Origin of the sequence: Comamonas testosteroni (assembly GCF_000761245.1) — a bacterium.
Lineage (GTDB): Bacteria > Pseudomonadota > Gammaproteobacteria > Burkholderiales > Burkholderiaceae_C > Comamonas > Comamonas testosteroni_C.
Window position 1 is genome coordinate 135,241 of record NZ_AWOR01000068.1, and the last position, 18,596, is coordinate 153,836.

The 18,596-nt window shown below is 54.9% G+C and carries 16 protein-coding genes; 1 reads left to right on the forward strand and 15 read right to left on the reverse strand.

Annotation, left to right across the window (positions count from 1 at the left end):
- Positions 1 to 8 precede the first annotated feature (8 nt).
- The 8 genes from P353_RS19570 to argB form a co-directional block, all read right to left on the reverse strand.
- The gene (locus P353_RS19570; protein ID WP_034373329.1) at positions 9 to 2,432 is read right to left on the reverse strand and encodes a 3-hydroxyacyl-CoA dehydrogenase/enoyl-CoA hydratase family protein; all 2,424 of its coding nucleotides are present in this window, start codon (positions 2,430 to 2,432) and stop codon (positions 9 to 11) included.
- A gap of 80 nt (positions 2,433 to 2,512) precedes the next feature.
- Positions 2,513 to 2,956: a DUF2147 domain-containing protein gene (locus tag P353_RS19575; protein WP_034373332.1), complete on the reverse strand. Its 444-nt coding sequence runs from the start codon at positions 2,954 to 2,956 to the stop codon at positions 2,513 to 2,515.
- Between the two features lie 87 nt (positions 2,957 to 3,043).
- Positions 3,044 to 4,840, reverse strand: coding sequence for an acyl-CoA dehydrogenase C-terminal domain-containing protein (locus P353_RS19580; RefSeq protein ID WP_034373336.1), 1,797 nt, complete (start codon positions 4,838 to 4,840; stop codon positions 3,044 to 3,046).
- A 75-nt stretch (positions 4,841 to 4,915) separates the two neighbouring features.
- Positions 4,916 to 5,722 (reverse strand): TetR/AcrR family transcriptional regulator, encoded by an 807-nt coding sequence (locus P353_RS19585; protein WP_113707742.1) that lies wholly within the window; start codon positions 5,720 to 5,722, stop codon positions 4,916 to 4,918.
- 187 nt (positions 5,723 to 5,909) lie between these two features.
- The gene (gene slmA, locus P353_RS19590; protein WP_034373339.1) at positions 5,910 to 6,605 is read right to left on the reverse strand and encodes a nucleoid occlusion factor SlmA; all 696 of its coding nucleotides are present in this window, start codon (positions 6,603 to 6,605) and stop codon (positions 5,910 to 5,912) included.
- A gap of 176 nt (positions 6,606 to 6,781) precedes the next feature.
- Entirely contained in the window at positions 6,782 to 8,281 is a 1,500-nt protein-coding gene (locus P353_RS19595) for a sensor histidine kinase (protein WP_034373342.1), read from the reverse strand.
- A 130-nt stretch (positions 8,282 to 8,411) separates the two neighbouring features.
- Positions 8,412 to 9,131: a response regulator transcription factor gene (locus P353_RS19600; RefSeq protein WP_003068054.1), complete on the reverse strand. Its 720-nt coding sequence runs from the start codon at positions 9,129 to 9,131 to the stop codon at positions 8,412 to 8,414.
- Positions 9,132 to 9,288: 157 nt separating this feature from the next.
- A complete protein-coding gene (gene argB, locus P353_RS19605; protein WP_003068053.1) occupies positions 9,289 to 10,188 on the reverse strand; it encodes an acetylglutamate kinase in 900 nt (299 codons plus the stop codon).
- Between the two features lie 141 nt (positions 10,189 to 10,329).
- Here argB and P353_RS19610 point away from each other — a divergent pair, with 141 nt between their 5' ends.
- Entirely contained in the window at positions 10,330 to 11,439 is a 1,110-nt protein-coding gene (locus tag P353_RS19610) for an MraY family glycosyltransferase (protein WP_052084944.1), read from the forward strand.
- On the opposite strand, the gene P353_RS19615 is transcribed toward P353_RS19610, so the two are convergent.
- From P353_RS19615 to P353_RS28475, 7 genes are read right to left on the reverse strand one after another with little or no spacing between them, the layout of a single operon-like run.
- Positions 11,425 to 11,895 carry a WbuC family cupin fold metalloprotein gene (locus P353_RS19615; RefSeq protein ID WP_198529105.1) on the reverse strand — a complete coding sequence of 157 codons (471 nt, stop codon included), beginning with the start codon at positions 11,893 to 11,895 and terminating at the stop codon, positions 11,425 to 11,427. The genes P353_RS19610 and P353_RS19615 overlap by 15 nt on opposite strands.
- Positions 11,896 to 11,927: 32 nt before the next feature.
- Entirely contained in the window at positions 11,928 to 13,118 is a 1,191-nt protein-coding gene (locus P353_RS19620) for a glycosyltransferase family 4 protein (protein ID WP_034373349.1), read from the reverse strand.
- Positions 13,119 to 13,133: 15 nt separating this feature from the next.
- Positions 13,134 to 14,264 (reverse strand): non-hydrolyzing UDP-N-acetylglucosamine 2-epimerase, encoded by a 1,131-nt coding sequence (wecB, locus tag P353_RS19625; RefSeq protein ID WP_034373352.1) that lies wholly within the window; start codon positions 14,262 to 14,264, stop codon positions 13,134 to 13,136.
- A gap of 60 nt (positions 14,265 to 14,324) precedes the next feature.
- Positions 14,325 to 15,455: a UDP-2-acetamido-2,6-beta-L-arabino-hexul-4-ose reductase gene (wbjC, locus tag P353_RS19630; protein ID WP_034373355.1), complete on the reverse strand. Its 1,131-nt coding sequence runs from the start codon at positions 15,453 to 15,455 to the stop codon at positions 14,325 to 14,327.
- A gap of 3 nt (positions 15,456 to 15,458) precedes the next feature.
- Positions 15,459 to 16,508, reverse strand: coding sequence for a polysaccharide biosynthesis protein (locus P353_RS19635; RefSeq protein ID WP_034373358.1), 1,050 nt, complete (start codon positions 16,506 to 16,508; stop codon positions 15,459 to 15,461).
- Positions 16,495 to 17,616: a hypothetical protein gene (locus tag P353_RS19640; protein WP_157839641.1), complete on the reverse strand. Its 1,122-nt coding sequence runs from the start codon at positions 17,614 to 17,616 to the stop codon at positions 16,495 to 16,497. Before P353_RS19640 ends, P353_RS19635 begins: the two co-directional genes overlap by 14 nt.
- Positions 17,609 to 18,595, reverse strand: a complete 987-nt coding sequence (locus P353_RS28475) for a glycosyltransferase family 2 protein (protein ID WP_080750621.1) — start codon at positions 18,593 to 18,595, stop codon at positions 17,609 to 17,611. Before P353_RS28475 ends, P353_RS19640 begins: the two co-directional genes overlap by 8 nt.
- Between the last annotated feature and the right edge of the window lies 1 nt (position 18,596).

An 18,596-nucleotide genomic window follows, 5' to 3' on the forward strand; every position in this document is an offset into this window, starting at 1 on the left:
GCTTCGCCTTAGTTGCGTACCGGTTTGCCAGTGTTGAGCATTCCGAGAATGCGTTCATGGGTCTTGGGGTGAGCAATCAGATGGCAGAAAGCCTTGCGCTCCAGGCTCATCAGATAGGCCTCATCCACCAGCGTTCCGGCATCGACATCGCCGCCGCAGACCACATTGGCGATCAGGCCGGCAATATGCTGGTCGAACTCGCTGATGAAACCGCCGTCGCGCATATTGACGAGCGAGCCCTTGATCGTGGCCTGGCCGCTGCGGCCCGCCACGGGGAAGCTGCGCTTGTGCGGCGCACGCCAGCCGCCGGCTGCCATGGCCTTGGCCTCGTTGATGGCAACAAACAGCACCTCGTCCTTGTGGGCCACGACGATGTCGCTGTCCAGCAGATAGCCGAGCTTGCGCGACTCCAGTGCGCTGGTTCCCACCTTGGCCATGGCTGCGGCCGTGAAGCCTTCGGTCAGGAAGGGCAGCAAATCCTTGCCGGTGCTGGTAGCGGCATTTTCGGCAGCGCGGCGCGCGATATAGGTCAGGCCACCGGCGCCGGGCACCAGGCCCACGCCGACTTCCACCAGGCCGATATAGCTTTCCATATGGGCCACGCGGCGTGCCGAATACACCGCCATCTCGCAACCACCGCCCAGCGCCAGCCCGTGAATGGCTGACACCACGGGCACCTGTGCATAACGCAGGCGCAGCATCAGGTTCTGCAGCTCCTGCTCGATGCTCTCGATGGCGTCCGCTCCACCGATCACAAAGGCAGGCATGGTGGCCTCCAGATCGGCGCCCACGCTGAAGGGCGCATCGCCGGACCAGATGACCATGCCATCGAAGTCGCTCTCGGCCGTATCCACCGCCTCCATCAGACCTTCCATGACTTCGGGGCTGATGGCGTGCATCTTGTTCTTGATGCTGGCGATCAAGACCCGCTTACCGGAGGGGCTGTCATCCTCGTCCAGCGTCCAGGTGCGCAGTGCCCTGGTTTCGGCAATCGTCGTGCCTGCCGTCTGCCAGTCGGGCAGATCGGTTTCACCCAGCAGCTTTTCAGGGAACAGCTGGCGCTCGTACACGGGCAGCACACGGCGCGGCACGAATTGGTTCTGCGCAGGGCTCCACGAGCCATTTCCCGTGTGCACTCCGCCGGCCTCGGCCACCGGACCTTCGAAGACCCATTGAGGCAGCGGCGCCTTGCACAGCGCCTTGCCGGCGTCGATGTCCTCTTGCACCATCTTGGCCACTTCCAGCCAGCCGGCTTCCTGCCACAGCTCGAACGGACCCTGCTTCATGCCGAAGCCCCAGCGCATGGCCTGGTCCACATCGCGTGCGCAATCGGCAATGGATTGCAGATGCACGGCGGCATAGTGGAAGCTGTTGCGCAAAATGGCCCAGAGGAACTGGCCCTCCTTGCCCTCGGCATTGCGCAGCAGCTTCAGGCGCTCTGCAGCGGGCTTTTTGAGCATGCGGCCGTAGACCTCATCGGCCTTGCCGCCTGCGGGAATGTAGTCCTCGCTGTCGAGCTCGAACTGGAAGATGTCGCGGCCGACCTTCTTGTAGAAGCCCTTCTTGGTCTTCTGGCCCAGGTTGCCCAGCTCGATCAGCTTGGCCAGCACGGGCGGCGTGCCGAAGCTTGCGTAGAAGGGGTCGGTCTCCAGGCTCAGATTGTCCTGCAGCGTCTTGACGACATGGGCCATGGTGTCCAGGCCCACCACATCGGCAGTGCGGAAGGTGCCCGAGGAGGCACGGCCCAGCTTCTTGCCCGTGAGATCGTCCACCACGTCGAAGGACAGGCCGAAGTTCTCGACCTCCTTCATCGTGGACAGCATGCCGGCGATGCCGATGCGGTTGGCAATGAAGTTGGGAGTGTCGTGCGCGCGCACCACGCCCTTGCCCAGGGTGCTGGTGACAAAGGCTTCGAGCTGGTCCAGCACCTGGGCCTGCGTGGTGGGCGTGTTGATCAGCTCCACCAGCTGCATATAGCGCGGCGGGTTGAAGAAGTGGATGCCGCAAAAGCGCGGCTTGATGGCGTCGGGCAAGGCCTCGGACAGCTTGGTGATCGACAGGCCAGAAGTGTTGGACGCCAGCAGCGCATGCTTGGCGACGAACGGGGCGATCTTGTGATACAGGTCCAGCTTCCAGTCCATGCGCTCGGCAATGGCCTCGATCACCAGATCGCAGCCCTTGAGCAGCTTCATATGCTCTTCGTAGTTGGCCGGCTGAATCAGCTCCACATCATCGGCCACGCCGATCGGCGAAGGCTTGAGCTTCTTCAGGTTGGCAATGGCGCGCTCTGCAATGCCGCTCTTGGAGCCTTCCTTGGCTGGCAGGTCAAACAAAATGACCGGCACCTTGACGTTGACCAGATGGGCGGCGATCTGCGCACCCATCACGCCCGCGCCCAGCACGGCGACTTTTTTCACATTGAATCGGGACATGAGCTATGTTCCATTAAGGGCCAGCGGCCTTGCCACGGACAAAGCATGGGCTGAGGCGCTGGCTGTTTTTGTCTTGAGATTTACTGGACGCGAATCCAGGTCTGGGTACGCCAGAAGGGACCGATGGAGCCACGCACCTCCAGCTTCTGGCCGTCATCGACGGGCGTCAGGCGCACGGTATAGGTCTTGCCGTTTTCGGGATCGAGAATCTTGCCGCCTTCCCAGACTTCCTTGCCTTCGGCCTTTTTGACACCGCTGATCAGCGTCATGCCCACCACGGGCTTGTCCTTGAGCTCGTCCTTGCACTCGGTACACAGCGCATTCGGATCGGCGCCCTTGCGCAGCAGGGCCTCGACCTTGCCCGTGACCACGCCGCCGGCCTCGGTGATCTTCACCTGCGCCTTGGGCGTGTTTTCCTTTTCATCCATGCTGCGCCAGGTGCCTACGGGCGACATCTGCGCCCAGGCAGCCGACATGCTGCCCGCTACCAATACAAGAGCTGCTACCGCTTTTATCTTCTTCATTTCCGAGTCCTTTATATTCAAAACAAGGGATGAATAGGCGCATGCAGCTACTCTTTCAATAGCAATACAGCATGCGCCTGCGGAACATCAGGCCAGGGCCGCGTCGCTGTCCATCAGCGACTGGCTGCCTGCGCGAGCGGTGCGCATCAGCGTCGCCGTCTCGGGGAACAGCTTGGCGAAGTAAAAGCGCGCGGTCTGCAGCTTGCCCAGGTAGAAGGGGTCCGCATTGCCGGCCGCGATCTCGCGCAGCGCCACCTGGGCCATGCGGGCAAACAGGTAGCCGAAGACCAGATGGCCGGCCACGCGCAGATAGTCCACGGCGGCTGCGCCGACTTCGTCGGGGTTCTGCATGCCCTTGAAGCCGATCTCGGTGGTGAACTTGGTCATCTGCTCGCCCAGCATGGCAATGGGCGTGATGAACTCGCTCATCTTCTCGTTGACGCCTTCTTCTTCCACCAGTTGGGCGATCAGCTTGCCGAACTTCTTGAGCGTCGCACCCTGGTTGCCCAGGATCTTGCGACCCAGCAGATCCAGCGCCTGGATGCCGTTCGTGCCTTCATAGATCATGTTGATGCGCGCATCGCGCACAAACTGCTCCATGCCCCATTCCTTGATGAAGCCGTGGCCGCCGAAGACCTGCTGGCTCAGGGCCGTCGCCGTCCAGCCGTTGTCGGTGATGAAGGCCTTGACGATGGGCGTCAGCAACGCCACCAGCTCGCCGCTGTCCTTGCGCACCTTCTCGTCGGGGTGGTGCAGCTCCTTGTCCAGCAGCAGGCCGCAGAAGGTGGACAGCGCACGACCGCCTTCTGCATAGGCCTTGGCCGTGAGCAGCATGCGGCGCACATCGGGGTGGACAATGATGGGGTCAGCCGGCTTGTCCTTGGCCTTCACGCCCGACAGGCTGCGCATCTGCAGGCGGTCCTTGGCATAGGCCAGTGCATTCTGGTAGGCCACTTCGGTCAGTCCCAGCGACTGGTTGCCCACGCCCAGACGGGCCGCGTTCATCATCACGAACATGGCCTGCAGACCCTTGTTGGGCTCGCCCACCAGGGTGCCGACGGCGCCGTCGATATTGATCTGGGCCGTGGCATTGCCGTGAATGCCCATCTTGTGCTCCAGCGCACCGCAGAAAATCGGGTTGCGCTCGCCCAGCGAGCCATCGGCCTTCACCTTGAACTTGGGCACGACGAACAGGCTGATGCCCTTGGAGCCGACGGGCGCATCGGGCAGACGCGCCAGCACCAGGTGCACGATGTTGCTGGTGAAGTCATGCTCGCCGGCCGAGATGAAGATCTTGTTGCCGGTGATCTTGTAGCTGCCGTCCGCCAGCGGCTCGGCCTTGGTGCGCAGCAGGCCCAGGTCTGTGCCGCAATGCGGCTCGGTCAGGCACATGGTGCCGGTCCACTCGCCGCTGGTCAGCTTGCCCAGATAGGTCTTCTTCTGCTCCGGCGTGCCGTAGGCATGCAGGGCCTCATAGGCGCCATGCGACAGACCGGGATACATGGTCCAGGCCTGATTGGCGCTGTTGAGCATTTCATACAGCGCCGAATTGAGCACGAAGGGCAGGCCCTGGCCGCCATACTCCGGATCGCAGGACAGAGCTGGCCAGCCGCCTTCGATGAACTGCGCGTACGCCTGCTTGAAGCCCTTGGGCGTGGTGACCTCGTGGGTCTCCTTGTTCAGCGTGCAGCCCTCTTCATCGCCGGAGATATTCAGGGGAAACGCGACATTGGCCGCAAACTTTCCCGCCTCCTCGACCACCGCGTTGATGGTGTCGGCATCGACCTCCGCGTACTTGGGAATCTGCTGGTAGGTCTCGGTGACCTTGAAGACCTCGTGCATGAGGAATTGCATGTCACGCAGTGGCGGGTTGTAGCTGGGCATTTGTCGTCTCCTGTGATGGTTGCGCGTTGAACGGTTTGCTTTTGGGTTATGAACTGACGCGGATTGCAGGCGGCCTCAGGCGGCCGTCGGCTCGCTGGCATAGCGCGCCAGAATATTGTTGAAGCCTGCATGGGCCCGCTCTATCGAGCCTTCGCTGTGCAAAAAGCGGGCCTCGTAGTGCAAGGCCAGAATCAGGCCGTGAATTTCAAACAGCAACTGGCTGGCGTCGGCGTCGGCACGCAGATCGCCGCATTCCTGGCTTTGCACAATGGTGCGGCGCATGGCGGCCAGCCAGGTGCTGACGGACTCGGCCAGTGCATCGCGCACCGGACCCGTGCGGTCGTCGAACTCCACCGCTCCGCTGATATAGATGCAGCCGGAATCGATCTCCATGGAAGTGCGCTTCATCCAGTTGCCAAACAGCTCGCGCAGACGCGGAATGCCGCGCGGCGCCTCGATGGCGGGGTAGAAGACTTCCTGCTCGAAACGGTCGTGGTACTCGTGCACCACGGAAATCTGCAATTCCTCGCGCGAGCCAAAATGGGCAAACACGCCCGATTTGCTCATCCCCGTGAGCTCGGCAATCGCGCCAATGGACAGGCCTTCCAGCCCGATATGGGTTGCCAGATTGAGCGCGGCCTCGACAATCGTGGCCTTGGTCTGCTGACCTTTGGCGAGCGAGCGGCCCGCAGACCGGGCGGCCGCAGCCTCAACGGCCTTCCTGGGGCTAACCGCATCTTGCGCCTGAGCGTGCAGCTTGCGAGACTTTGCGCTAGTCTTCGCAGTCCCAGCCTCCCCGCGCTGCCCCGAACGGCCGGCCCTATGCGTCGCATCCCTGGCAGCGGGAGAAGTGGAAGAACGGGAAACGGGAGACGAAGCCATGAAACTCTCAATAAAACGAACGTTCGTTCTATTTTGCACAGTTTCAGACCGCTTTTGAATCCATCAAGGGTAAATACTTAGCCTTCCCTGCCAGAACTTTTGCCGACTCAGGTGGCTTGATACACAATAAAAAACGCCGCCAGTCCTGAGACTGCGGCGTTTCTCAAAGAGTGCTCGGGCGAGCGACTCAGACCACGACCATCATGGCCAGGCTGGCATCCAGGTGTTCGGTGGGCAGGCGGCGGAAGCCCGAGCGGGCATAGCGCTGCAGACGCCCCAGCGCAAACGAGGTCAGCACACTGGCCGCGACCGATGCTTCGGCCGTCGGTGCAGCAGAGCCCATGGCGCCAGCGGCAGGGCGCAGGCATTGGCGCAAGGTGGACTCGATGCGGTCAAAGAACTGGTTCATGCGGGTCTGCAGACGCTCGTGCTCGAAAACAATGGCGTCGCCGACCATCACGCGCACCATGCCGGGGTTTTTTTCGCCAAACTGCAGCAGCAATGCCACCACGCGGTTGGCATTGCGCACACTCGTGATCGGGTCATGTGCAGCCTCGGGCACATCGCGGCCCACGATCTGCTGCACCAGCGTGAAGACGGACTGCTCGATGAACTCGATCAGGCCTTCGAACATCTGGGCCTTGCTGGCGAAATGACGGTACAGAGCCGCCTCGCTCACGCTCAGATGGGCAGCCAGGGCCGCCGTGGTAATACGGTCGGCACCGGGCTTTTCCAGCATGGAGGCCAATGCCTGCAGGATTTGCTCGCGGCGTTCGCCGGGCTTGGGGCGCTTGCGCGCAGGAGCCATGGCGGGAGCGGCAGGACTGTCCTCCGCGGGATTTTCAATATTGGAAACAGGCGACAGGACTTCAGACTCAGACATAGGCGACTCAGTATTTATTAGCAATTTTCTCACAGCCAGTTGCACTGTTAAGCACACGACTATCCTTACCGGTAGGTGTCAGGTGCGTCAAACCAACCTTAATACACAGCAGGCTTGCGGTCTCCACCCCAAACTTTCACCCCCGCTCTCACCAACACGCAAGCGTAACCGAGAAATTAACCTTTGAGAGCTTCAGATACCTCATGACTGCCTTCTGAAACTGATTGAACCGGAATTTCAAGTCTTACTAATAGGCCTTTACCGAAACTTCCATCTGAAAAACTCAGTACACCTTGATGCAATTGCGTTATTTCATCGGCAATTGCCAGGCCCAGACCGGTTCCTTCTTCAATCACCCCCTGGGCGCGGTAGAAACGCTGGGTAATCTGGCTGCGCTCTTCCTCGGGCACGCCGGGCCCGTCATCGTCAACCTCGACAAAAGCCCATTGCCGCACACCCGCCATCTGCAGCAAGGTGGCATCGTCCGTGCCCACGGGCCGGGGGCGCAGACCGCAGCGCAAGGTGACGCTGCCGCCCCTGGGCGTGTACTTGATGGCGTTTTCCACCAGATTGGAAACCAGTTCGCGCAGCAACCAGCTATGGCCCCAGACCGATGCAGGCTCGACTTCGAGACCAAAGTCAAGATGCTTGATCGAGGCACGATCGATAAAGGTCTCGAGCATGCTCTCGCAAAGCTCCTTGAGATCCACCTCCTGCAGTGGCTGCACCTCGGCATTGCGCGCATCGGCACGCGACAGGGCCAGCAGTTGACGCGCCAGCTGGGAGGTGCGCCGGGTTGCATCGCGCAGCTGCTCAATCTGCTCCACCGTGAGCACGACCTGCGCCTGCTCACCCGTACGCTTGGCCAGACGCCTGGCCTCCTGTCCGCTCAAGGCCCAGGCCTCCACCTGAGTCTGCAAGGCCGCCAGCGGCGTGCGCAGCTGGTGGGCTGCATCGGCGACGAAACGGCGCTGGCCTTCGGCCTGGGCATTGACCAGGGAGAACAGGCGATTGAGCGAGCGCACCAGAGGCCGCACCTCGGCTGGCGAGGTCTGCTCGTCGATCGGGCTCAGATCGCGCGGCGAGCGGCGCTCCACCGCCTGCGTCAGCTTGTGCAGCGGCTTGAAGGCCCGGCTCACCGACCAGTAAATGGCCACGGCCGCACCCGCAATCAGCAGCAGATTGGGCAGCAAAACATGCATCAGCAGCTGTCGCACCCATTGCTGGCGCACATCGCTGCTGTCGGCCAGCATGACGACCATCTCGCCGGCGCCATAGGTTTCGGCCTTGAGCACGGCAACGCGATAGGTCACACCGTCGTGCTCCTGGCTATGGAATTCCGCCGTGCCGGTCGCCGGCACATCGAAGCTGATCCAGGTATCGCCTGCCACAACATTGCCTTGCAGATCGCCCACGGCATAGCCTGCTTCATCGCCCTGATTGCGCAAAAAGTCTTCGACGCTTGGCGTCAGCGACACGAGCGGCGGCGTGCCGTCCGCAATCGAGGGCGCGAGCACCGAATCGGCCAGGGCCGGCAGCAAGCGCAACAAACGCTGGTCATGCTGGGTGGAGGCCTCATCCGCGGCGCTGTAGCTGAACCAGCCACCCATGGCCGCCAAAAGCATCAGCGGCACCAAAAGCAGAACCAGCAGCCGAAAACGCAGATTGGCGGTCATTAATACTTATTTAATGAGAACTCGGAGTATTCAATTTTTATAGCTGCAAGCGCTTTATTAATAACCAGTTCAGATATATAAATAACCAAACTCCATATCAATCAATCGCTGACAGCTATCAAATAGGGAATCAAACGGATTCAGGCATCAACTCCAGCCGATAACCGAAACCGCGAATGGAGCGTAGGGCCACGCCATGCGGCTCCAGTTTGCTGCGCAGGCGGGACACATAAACTTCCACGGCATTCGGCGTGATTTCACGGTCCCAACCGGTCAGGGCCTGCAGCAGCTTTTCCTTGCTGGCGGGTTTGGGGGCATTGAGCAGCAGATACTCCAGCACCGTCCATTCACGTGGCCCCAGGTCGATGGGCAGCAGCTTGCCTTCAGTTTCGCCCTCCTGCGGCAGCTGGCGTGCGCCGGCGCGACGGCCCGCCGTATCCAGCTCAATGCAGCCAAAGTTCAGGACAGCCGAAGTGGCTGCCTGGGAGCGGCGCATCAGCGCACGCAGGCGCGCCAGCAACTCGGGCAGCTCGAAAGGCTTGACCATATAGTCGTCAGCGCCCCAGTCCAGGCCCTGCACCCGGTCCTGCAGCGCATCGCGCGCTGTGAGAATCAACACCGGCATGGCCTTGCTTTCCACATCGCTGCTGCGCAGGCGACGCGTCAGCTCCAGGCCGTTGATGCCCGGCAGGCCGATATCGATCACCGCCACATCAAACGCTTCCTGGGCCAGCACTTCCAGCGCACGCTCGGCACTGCCCACCCAGTCCACCGCATAACCGGCATCGGAAAGACCCAGCTTGATACCGCTGGCCACCATCACATCATCTTCCACCAGAAGCAAACGCATAAAGTCCTACCTCGCTCAAAAACAAAAGCCGCCCAAAGGCGGCTTGCGGCGGAGTCTAGAGCGCGACTCCACCCGGGAAAGCCCTGCGGCGATGTTAACGCCATATGTGAAAAGTCACTCGACAAGAGCAACCACATGTCAGGGCCAGACAGACTCATCAATGGCTGCGAATCATCGTGCCATACGCCTGGTCCGTCAAAATTTCCAGCAGCATGGAATGCGGTACGCGTCCATCGATGATGTGCACCGCATTCACACCCGCCTTGGCAGCATCCAGAGCGCCCGAAATCTTGGGCAGCATGCCACCGGAAATCGTACCGTCGGCAAACAGCGCATCAATCTCGCGCGCCGTCAGGTCAGTCAGCAGATTGCCGGCCTTGTCCAGCACACCTGGAGTGTTGGTTAAAAGCACCAGCTTTTCAGCTTGCAACACTGTTGCGAGTTTGCTTGCAACCACGTCGGCGTTGATGTTGTAACTTTCGTTCTCTTCACCAAAACCGATAGGGCTGATCACCGGAATGAACGCATCGTCCTGCAGCGCCTTCACCACGCTGGGATCGATTGCAACGATATCACCCACCTGACCCACATCGTGCTCGATGCTCGGATCCTTGTTGTCCAGCATCTTGAGCTTCTTGGCGCGAATCAAGCCGCCATCACGCCCCGTCAGGCCCACGGCCTTGCCACCCGCCTGATGGATCAGACCCACGATGTCCTGCTGAACCTCGCCAGCCAGCACCCACTCCACCACTTCCATGGTTTCCTCATCCGTGACACGCATGCCCTGAATGAATTCACCTTTCTTGCCAAGACGGCCCAGCGCCGCCTCGATCTGAGGTCCACCACCATGAACCACCACAGGGTTAATCCCCACCAGCTTGAGCAACACCACATCTTCCGCAAAATCGGCCTGCAAGGCAGGATCGGTCATGGCGTTCCCGCCATACTTGATGACCATGGTCTTGCCATGGAACTTGCGGATATAGGGCAGCGCTTGCGCCAGGATTTCAGCTTTGTCGCGGGGGGCGATCTGGGTGGTGGGGTCAATGGTGGTCATAGATCAAGGCTCTGTCCCGTGGGACAATGTTCAAGTCAGATGGGCTGCATTGTGCCGCAAATGCTCTTGGAGACGAGCAAGATGCCAACTTCCCCGAGTCAGCCTCCCACGATATAAAACAATTCCACGTCCACTCACTCCATGAATTCGATTATTTTCTCTGTTCAAGAGTTATTCAGGTATGACGCGTTCCTTGCAGGTTTGGCTTCGTTTATCACCTGCGTGTTGCTGGTTACCACCCAAAAATGGCATGGAAGCTTTTCCATGGACTCTAGTAGTGGGGTACAGAAGGTTCACACCACCCCGACGCCAAGAATTGGCGGCATCGGTATTGCCATAGGCGTCTTTGCAGGTTTCGCGGCCTCGAGCCATGGTGCAGCTGCGGCGGAGAAGAGAATGATTCTTGGTGCCATCCTCATGGCTGGAATACCTGCTTTCATTTTTGGCCTTTTGGAAGATTTGACCAAAAAGGTATCGGTAAAAATCCGTCTTCTGGCCACCATGGCCTCTGGCGTCCTGGGCTGGGGTATTACAGGAACATCACTCACCCATGTCGATATTCCAGGCCTTGACTTCTTACTGGGCTTTACCATCATCTCGGTCATCTTCACTGCCATCGCTGTTGGCGGAGTTGCCAACTCCATCAACATCATCGATGGACTGAACGGCCTGACCGCAGGCACTGCAATGATTATTCTTGCTGCCTTCGGTATCATTGCAAGGCTAGTAGGAGATATCCCTCTTGCCTTTACCTGCTTGATTATTGCTGGCGCTGTTGCAGGTTTCTTTTTTGTCAACTGGCCAAAGGGGAAGATATTTCTGGGCGACGGGGGTGCATATTTTCTTGGGTTTACACTGGCATGGATTGCCGTGCTTCTTCCAGAGCGCAATCATTCGGTTTCCCCATGGACCAGCCTGCTGATTTGCTCCTACCCTATTATTGAAGTAGGTTTTAGCATTTTGCGAAGATCTCTCCGAGAAGGCTATAGTCCAACTGAGCCGGACTTCTTTCACCTGCACTCTTTGGCCAACAAACGCTGGGCACGAAAAATATTCTCCAATTTTTCAAAGCCTATGCAAAACGGGTTAACTGCCCCTTTTCTCTGGATCTATGCAGCAATCCCCTGCACATTGGCAGTCCTGACCTATCAAAGCAAACTATTGACTGCTGCGTCTTTCATATTCAGCTCGTTATGCTATTTGATGTTCTATCGAAAGCTGGCATTCTTCAGATGGCTACCCAGGAAGTGACACAAGCTTCTTCAAGGCCCCCAGGTAAATCTGACCTTCTTGAGTCATTTCCTCGGGGGCCCAGGAAGCGAAATACTTAGGAGCCTCCGGATCGAAGGGGCCCCCCTTCATTTCAAGCAATATAGAGCCGCTTTCAAGTGAAATGACTGTGTGCCATTGCCCCGGCTGAACCTCGACCCCCACTGCCACGCCCTGCTCCTCTGCGTGATTTCCTGCGCCGAATAGGTGAACAGCCTGCACTTCCCCTTTGCTCCCAAAAACTATGAAAGCCAGCAAACCCTTGATGGCAATAAGAGTTTCTGCCCCCTGGTAGGGGCCGTGGCAGTGAGGCCTTAGATAGCTATCGGGCTCAATCGCATTGAAGAACCGCTGGCATGCCTCCTGGTAGTCAGCATGCAGGTTCTTATGCTTTCGCCTTCTGGGATTGGATCTAGCCTCATCTATCAATGAGCCCATCAAATCTCCAGAGAAAACTCGTACCGACATTATTATCTTTCTAGTTCCTGAACGATTTGTCTCACAGCTTGCGAAGGCGAAAACATTTTTTCATATACAGCTCTGCATCTTTTCCGGAAATCGGCATCCGTCTCGACAGAATTGATCAAAGCATTAGCCTTTCGCTCCAGATCCAAGATGTCAGCGCTCTCGCAAGCCACACCAACACCTTCGCTCCTGATGAGCTCCGCAAGATCATTGCCAGGGTTTATGTTTGCCAGAACGGGAATGCCGCTTTGCATATAAGAAAGAAATTTCCCGGGAATGTTATGTGATTTATGTCTCTGATCCAAAGAAACAATACCTACGAAGCATTGCTCATAAAGTGCAGGAATCTCATCAGGATGAATCTCATCCTTGAATTCCATGTTATCCAAAGACCTTTTGCGAGACTCCTCAGCCAGCCTTTTGGCCTCGCTACCACGACCAACAAACAAAAATCCAATATCGCGTCGATCTTTAAGCTTTTCTGCGAGATCTATCAGGATGTCCATGCCCTGAGCGACGCCCATATTTCCCGCATACACAAATATCTTTCGCCCGACCAGAGTCGTCCTATTTATCGATATCGAGCAACTACCTGGCTTTGTATCCGCAAGCCAGTTCTGAAGCACCACCAATTTCTTTCCCTTGTTCTTCTGCCAATCCTCAAAATATGAGAGATTCCCAGGAGTTTGAACGCCGATGATATCGGCCACAGAATATTGATAGCGGGCCACTGCACTAAAGAAACGGTAAATAAGCCCCCTTCCCATCAAGCCCATATCAACAGCCCACTCAGGGAAGATATCTCTTATTATCAGATAACCTTTGCAATCACTGCCTTTCTTCAAGTCATTGACAAAAGGCGCATGAAATATGGAAGGAGCATACCAAGCAACACCATCCCATTTTTCGTGACGCAAAGGGGACTTTTTATAGCCCCTTTTCATAAAAAATGGCATCAGGAATTCTGACAAGGTTCTTCTCGCGTAATTGACGTCCTTGGTTTTGGGGGACTTCAGCCTCAAGACCTGAAAACCTTCCATCTCCTCAAGAAGAAAGTCCTCCTTGATCTCCCACGATGGAAGAATTACCGTCAATTGATGGCCTTGAGCAACAAATTCACGCGATAAGTCCCTTAGCTGCACTGCCCCGGAATTCCGCAAGGGAGGAAAGGTGTCAGCGATCAAGGCTATTTTCATTCTTCACAACCAGTCTCAGTATTTCTTCCACACCACTCGATTCACATAATCGGTGTAGCTGTGAATGATACGGACTACCTTGTCACTCACGTTCGGCATGCTGTAGTCGGACACTTGGCGCAACAGCCGCTCGTTGCCCCGCGGTTGGTTCTGCAAAATCGCAAGCCCCTGCAGCACCCGCTGCTCTTCGAGGCCAACCATCATCACAGCCGCTTCCTCCATACCTTCCGGACGCTCATGAGCCTCGCGCAGGTTCAGGGCCGGGAAGTTCAAAATGGACGACTCCTCATTGATGGTTCCGCTGTCGGAAAGCACCGCTCGCGCAGACAACTGCAGCTTGTTGTAATCGGTGAATCCCAACGGCTTGAGCAATTGAACCAGGGGATGGAACTGCGCCCCCATGGCCTCCACCCGCTTTTGTGTGCGCGGATGAGTGGAAACAATAACAGGCAGGCCATAGACTTCGGCTACCTTGTTGAGCACCTGCACCAGCTTGCCGAAATTGCGGTCGGATTCAATGTTTTCCTCACGGTGCGCACTGACCACAAAGAAGTCGGCTGGCTGCAGTCCCAGCCGCTGCAACACATCGGAGGCATCGATACGCTCGCGGTAATGCGTCAGCACCTCGAACATCGGGCTGCCAGTCTTGATCACCTGATCCGGTGGCAGGCCTTCGCGCAGCAGATACTCACGCGCAATGCTGCTGTAGGTGAGATTGATGTCGGCCGTGTGATCCACGATGCGGCGATTGGTCTCCTCGGGAACACGCTGGTCGAAGCAGCGGTTGCCCGCTTCCATGTGGAAGATCGGGATCTTACGTCGCTTGGCCGGGATTACCGACAAGCAACTGTTGGTATCACCCAGTACCAGCAGCGCCTCGGGCTGCTCGGCAATCAACACAGCATCCATGGCAGCAATGATCTTGCCGATGGTCTCTGCAGCGCTGCCACCCGCAGCGTTCAGGAAGTGGTCCGGTTTGCGAATGCCCAGGTCGTCAAAGAAGATCTGGTTGAGCTCGTAGTCGTAGTTTTGACCCGTGTGCACCACAACGTGCTCGCAATTCTCGTCTAGGCGAGCCAACACGCGGGAAAGACGAATGATTTCAGGCCGGGTACCGACCACGGTCATGACTTTGAGTTTTTTCATTTGGGATCTGGAAAGAAGGGGATCTGACGCCCGAGATCACCGGGCGCTCAGCGAAGCTGGTTACAGCAGGCACGCAAAGGTATCCGGCCTAGCACGGTCGAATACCTCGTTTGCCCAGAGCATGACAATCATCTCGTCAGCGCCGATATTGGTAATGTCGTGCGTCCAGCCTGGCACCGTTTCAACAATCTCGGCCTTGTCACCGCTGGTGACAAGCTCATGGGCTTGGCCTGTCTGCATATGGCGGAACTTGAAACGCGCCTGCCCTTTGATCACGAGGAATTTTTCGGTCTTCGTGTGGTGGTAGTGCCCGCCCCGCGTAATGCCCGGGTGTGCGGTAAAAAAGGAAAACTGGCCGCAATCCGGCGTCTTGAGCATTTCTACGAACACACCTCGCGGGTCCCCATGCTGGGGCACGGCATAGGTGAAAGCCTCCACAGGCAAATAGCTCACGTACGTGGCATACAACGCCCGCACCAAGCCAGTCCCCACACGCTCGGTCATCAGCGTGCCACGGCTGTCCTTGAAGGCCTGGATCTGGGCTGCGAGCTGACCCACAGTCGTCGTGTATTGCGGCGTCACGGCGGCAAAACCATCGGAATCGACCATGGCATCCGCACCATCCATGAGCTGCATGAAGCGCTCAACGACATCGTCCACGTAGACAAGAGTCAATGACACCGCTGGATCATTCACCTGAATGGGTAGATCGCGCGCTATGTTGTGGCAGAACGTCGCCACGGCAGAGTTGTAGTTGGGCTTGCACCATTTGCCGAAGACATTGGGCAAACGGAAAACATGCACCGGCACGCCGGCCGAGCGCTGCAGAGCAAATAGCGCATCCTCGGCCGTGCGCTTGCTCTGCCCATAGGGGTTATCAAGCGCCGCCTGGGTGGAAGAGGTGCACACCACGGGGATCTTTCGCCCTGTTTCCTCAGCCACCGCACCCACAGCTCGGCACAAGATTTGCGTCATTTCGGCGTTGCCGGTAGCGAACTCATGCGGGTCTTTCGGTCGATTGACGCCCGCCAGGTGGAACACGAAATCCACCTCCTTCAGCAAACCGGGCAGTTGAGCCACATCACTCTCACGCGTAAAGCCCAGAACCTGCACATCCTTGCGCTCAGCTAGGTGCAGTTGCAGGTTCTTGCCCACAAAGCCGTTAACGCCGGTGATCAGAACCTTTTTCATGCTTCAGTGCTCCTCAACATCGATCAGCTCGCCATTAGAAATACGTCGCATTCCCTCCAGCTTAAGCAGCAGCTTCTGCATGCCTGCCACATCCAGGCGCAGCGTATTGTGAGAGTTGTAGTCCTCACCATGAGCCGTCTGGGTCAGACGCTGCTGCCCCTGATCCACATATTTCCCATAGTTCAAATCACGGCTGTCGGCAGGCACGCGGAAATAATCTCCCATGTCTTCCGCGCAGGCCATTTCCTCGCGACTGAGCAGGGCTTCGTACAGCTTCTCCCCATGGCGTGTACCGATCACATTCACCGGGTGTTCGGGCTTGCCCATCAAGCCCGTCACCGCATGGGCAAGCGTCTCGATCGTCGCTGCAGGTGCCTTTTGCACAAAGATATCGCCGTTATTGCCGTGCTCAAAGGCATACAGCACCAAATCCACTGCATCTGCAAGTGTCATCATGAAACGCGTCATGGCGGGGTCCGTGATCGTGATGGCTTGCCCTGACATCACCTGCTGAACAAACAGCGGGATCACCGAGCCACGCGATGCCATCACGTTGCCGTAGCGCGTTCCACAGATCACAGTGCCCGAACCCTCGAGATTGCGACTGGCTGCGACCATCACCTTTTCCATCATTGCCTTGCTGATCCCCATGGCATTAATGGGATAGACGGCTTTGTCCGTGCTAAGGCAGACCACGCGCTTGACACCGGCCTGAATGGCGGCCTCCAGCACATTCTCGGTCCCAAGTACATTGGTGCGCACCGCCTGCATGGGATGGAACTCGCAAGACGGTACCTGCTTCAGCGCCGCAGCATGGAATACATAGTCTACTCCGCGCATGACCTGTTCAACACTACGTGCGTCACGCACATCACCTATATAAAACTTAATCTTAGGATTTCCATAGCGTTTTCGCATGTCATCCTGCTTTTTCTCATCGCGACTAAATATTCTTATCTCAGAAATATCCGACTTCAAAAATCTGTTTAGAACAGCATTTCCGAACGATCCAGTTCCACCTGTTATACAAAGAATTTTCTTATCGAATTTCATGGGAATCACCTTTCATTTCATGATTGTATCTTATGAAAATAAAAACAAATGTCATAAAAATGTATGCATTTGCCCCAATAACCAAACCCTTTGTATTCAAAATCAATCCAAAAGTCAGCCATAGAAATTGATGAATGCGATTTTTAAAAGCTCTCATTGAAAGTGCTATCAACAAGAAAAGCACTAGAAAAATTGATATCACTCCATAATAATTTATTAAAATAACCCATCCAATATCAGATCCAGACTCCTCGCCATAAACCTTTGTACCAGCACCAAACAGCCATTCCCAAAATCCATTATTGTGAAAATTCAGATGATTTTCAATTAATATTTGAACTGTTCGAATCCCACCCGACTCTATCTCGTCAGAAAATCTTGGGATATATTTAACCCCAAAATAGAAAACCAACCCCAACGAAGCTATAGCCAAAATAATTTTATTGATGACTTTAATCTTGGCTCCTACGAATCCCAAAATAGCAGCCACGGCGACCAAATTAGAATTCACAAGCTGTGTTACAGCATTTAGCAAGACAATAGGCGAATTCAACCCAATGAGGATCAAGCTAATAAAAACAGAAACTGAAGGCGATGTGAAATTTATTTCATTAGATAATCCAAAACCACGACTCTCAATATTTTGAGGCCACAGGTTAACCGAATCACTTGCCCCAATAATATTGTAAACCGCGACCTTGAAATCTACAGAAATATAGGTAGCAATCCAAAAAAACAACTGAACGAAAAATGAGAACTTCAAAATCCATATCAATTTCTTCACATCATTCTTTATATACTCCTCAACAATAAAAAACGCAGAAAAAATAGAAACAAAAACCATAAAAAATATTCTTATAGAGAGCGACATTGAATCAAAATCAGCCCCATACAGAATATCAACAACAAGAGAATAGAAAAATAAAAACAGTATTAAAACATTCTCCCATTTAGCACAGTAAATAAATTTACTCGCCTTAGAAATAGAAGAAAATAAAAATAACAAATATGAAAAATTAATAAATATAGAAATATATGCAAAATAATAAAAAACACTAATCCGGTAAAATGATAAAAAAAATACAGCTCCAAAAAATAACTTAGTCATACCATCCTGTTTTATTAACATTCGTAGTATTTAAGATATTTTTATATCTATTCCTTTTTCCATCCCTATAGGCTGCAGCCAAGACCAATTTATATAAGTTTTCAACGTAGCAATAACTCAAACCATCTGTCAATTCGCAGAATTTCAAAACCAGCTTAGGAATATAGGAATCAAGCACGCCAAGCATTATTCTAATCTTGATGTTTGCAGACTCACTTTCCAACAAGGATGTTTCCCCCAACGAAGCGTCTATTTTATTCTTTCCATAAAAGACCCTCATCCCATCTTTTGAGCAATGGTAAAATTTCTTACAAAATTTCCTCAAACTCCCCTTTAGCTCAAGATGCAATATATCTGAATCACAAGTGATCAGACCAATCCCCTTATTGGATAATTGCAAACCAAAATCAATATCTTCATACCCATACCCCTTAAATGAATCATCAAAATAAACTCCTTCATCCAAAAGAAGATCTCTTCTGACAAACATATTCATTGTTACGATATTTTTATATGAAAGCACAGTCCCTTTATCTGATTTAAAATGCCGCCCATTTCTATATCGATAATAGTTACTTCTGGCGACTAGATCTTCATCAAAATACACACCACCACATAACAAAACTTTTTCGTTTGCATGCTCCTCAGCAAATGAGAAAAAATTCCTAAGCCATTCAGCCTCTGGAACGCAATCATCATCAAGAAATGCAATATATTTTCCAAACGAATTATTTATTCCAAAGTTCCTTTTCGAACTGATTGAGTTCTCAAGAATATTTAGATATCTTACTTTTTCACTCGAAATTTCATCAATAACAGTCATGGTCTCAAGACCGCTATAGCTGTCAACCACCAATATTTCATATGTAATATTGGTTGCATGAGATTGATTCAACAGAGCTTGCAGAACCATTTTCAAAATCTCATGCCTACGCCACGTTGAAACAACAATAGAGACATCCACAATTTTATTATTCATA

Coding starts and splice junctions, on each gene's coding strand:
- P353_RS19570 (WP_034373329.1), bottom strand. CDS start 2,432: ATGTCCCGATTCAATGTGAAAAAAGTCGCCGTGCTGGGCGCGGGCGTG.
- P353_RS19575 (WP_034373332.1), bottom strand. CDS start 2,956: ATGAAGAAGATAAAAGCGGTAGCAGCTCTTGTATTGGTAGCGGGCAGC.
- P353_RS19580 (WP_034373336.1), bottom strand. CDS start 4,840: ATGCCCAGCTACAACCCGCCACTGCGTGACATGCAATTCCTCATGCAC.
- P353_RS19585 (WP_113707742.1), bottom strand. CDS start 5,722: ATGGCTTCGTCTCCCGTTTCCCGTTCTTCCACTTCTCCCGCTGCCAGG.
- slmA (WP_034373339.1), bottom strand. CDS start 6,605: ATGTCTGAGTCTGAAGTCCTGTCGCCTGTTTCCAATATTGAAAATCCC.
- P353_RS19595 (WP_034373342.1), bottom strand. CDS start 8,281: ATGACCGCCAATCTGCGTTTTCGGCTGCTGGTTCTGCTTTTGGTGCCG.
- P353_RS19600 (WP_003068054.1), bottom strand. CDS start 9,131: ATGCGTTTGCTTCTGGTGGAAGATGATGTGATGGTGGCCAGCGGTATC.
- argB (WP_003068053.1), bottom strand. CDS start 10,188: ATGACCACCATTGACCCCACCACCCAGATCGCCCCCCGCGACAAAGCT.
- P353_RS19610 (WP_052084944.1), top strand. CDS start 10,330: ATGAATTCGATTATTTTCTCTGTTCAAGAGTTATTCAGGTATGACGCG.
- P353_RS19615 (WP_198529105.1), bottom strand. CDS start 11,895: ATGGGCTCATTGATAGATGAGGCTAGATCCAATCCCAGAAGGCGAAAG.
- P353_RS19620 (WP_034373349.1), bottom strand. CDS start 13,118: ATGAAAATAGCCTTGATCGCTGACACCTTTCCTCCCTTGCGGAATTCC.
- wecB (WP_034373352.1), bottom strand. CDS start 14,264: ATGAAAAAACTCAAAGTCATGACCGTGGTCGGTACCCGGCCTGAAATC.
- wbjC (WP_034373355.1), bottom strand. CDS start 15,455: ATGAAAAAGGTTCTGATCACCGGCGTTAACGGCTTTGTGGGCAAGAAC.
- P353_RS19635 (WP_034373358.1), bottom strand. CDS start 16,508: ATGAAATTCGATAAGAAAATTCTTTGTATAACAGGTGGAACTGGATCG.
- P353_RS19640 (WP_157839641.1), bottom strand. CDS start 17,616: ATGACTAAGTTATTTTTTGGAGCTGTATTTTTTTTATCATTTTACCGG.
- P353_RS28475 (WP_080750621.1), bottom strand. CDS start 18,595: ATGAATAATAAAATTGTGGATGTCTCTATTGTTGTTTCAACGTGGCGT.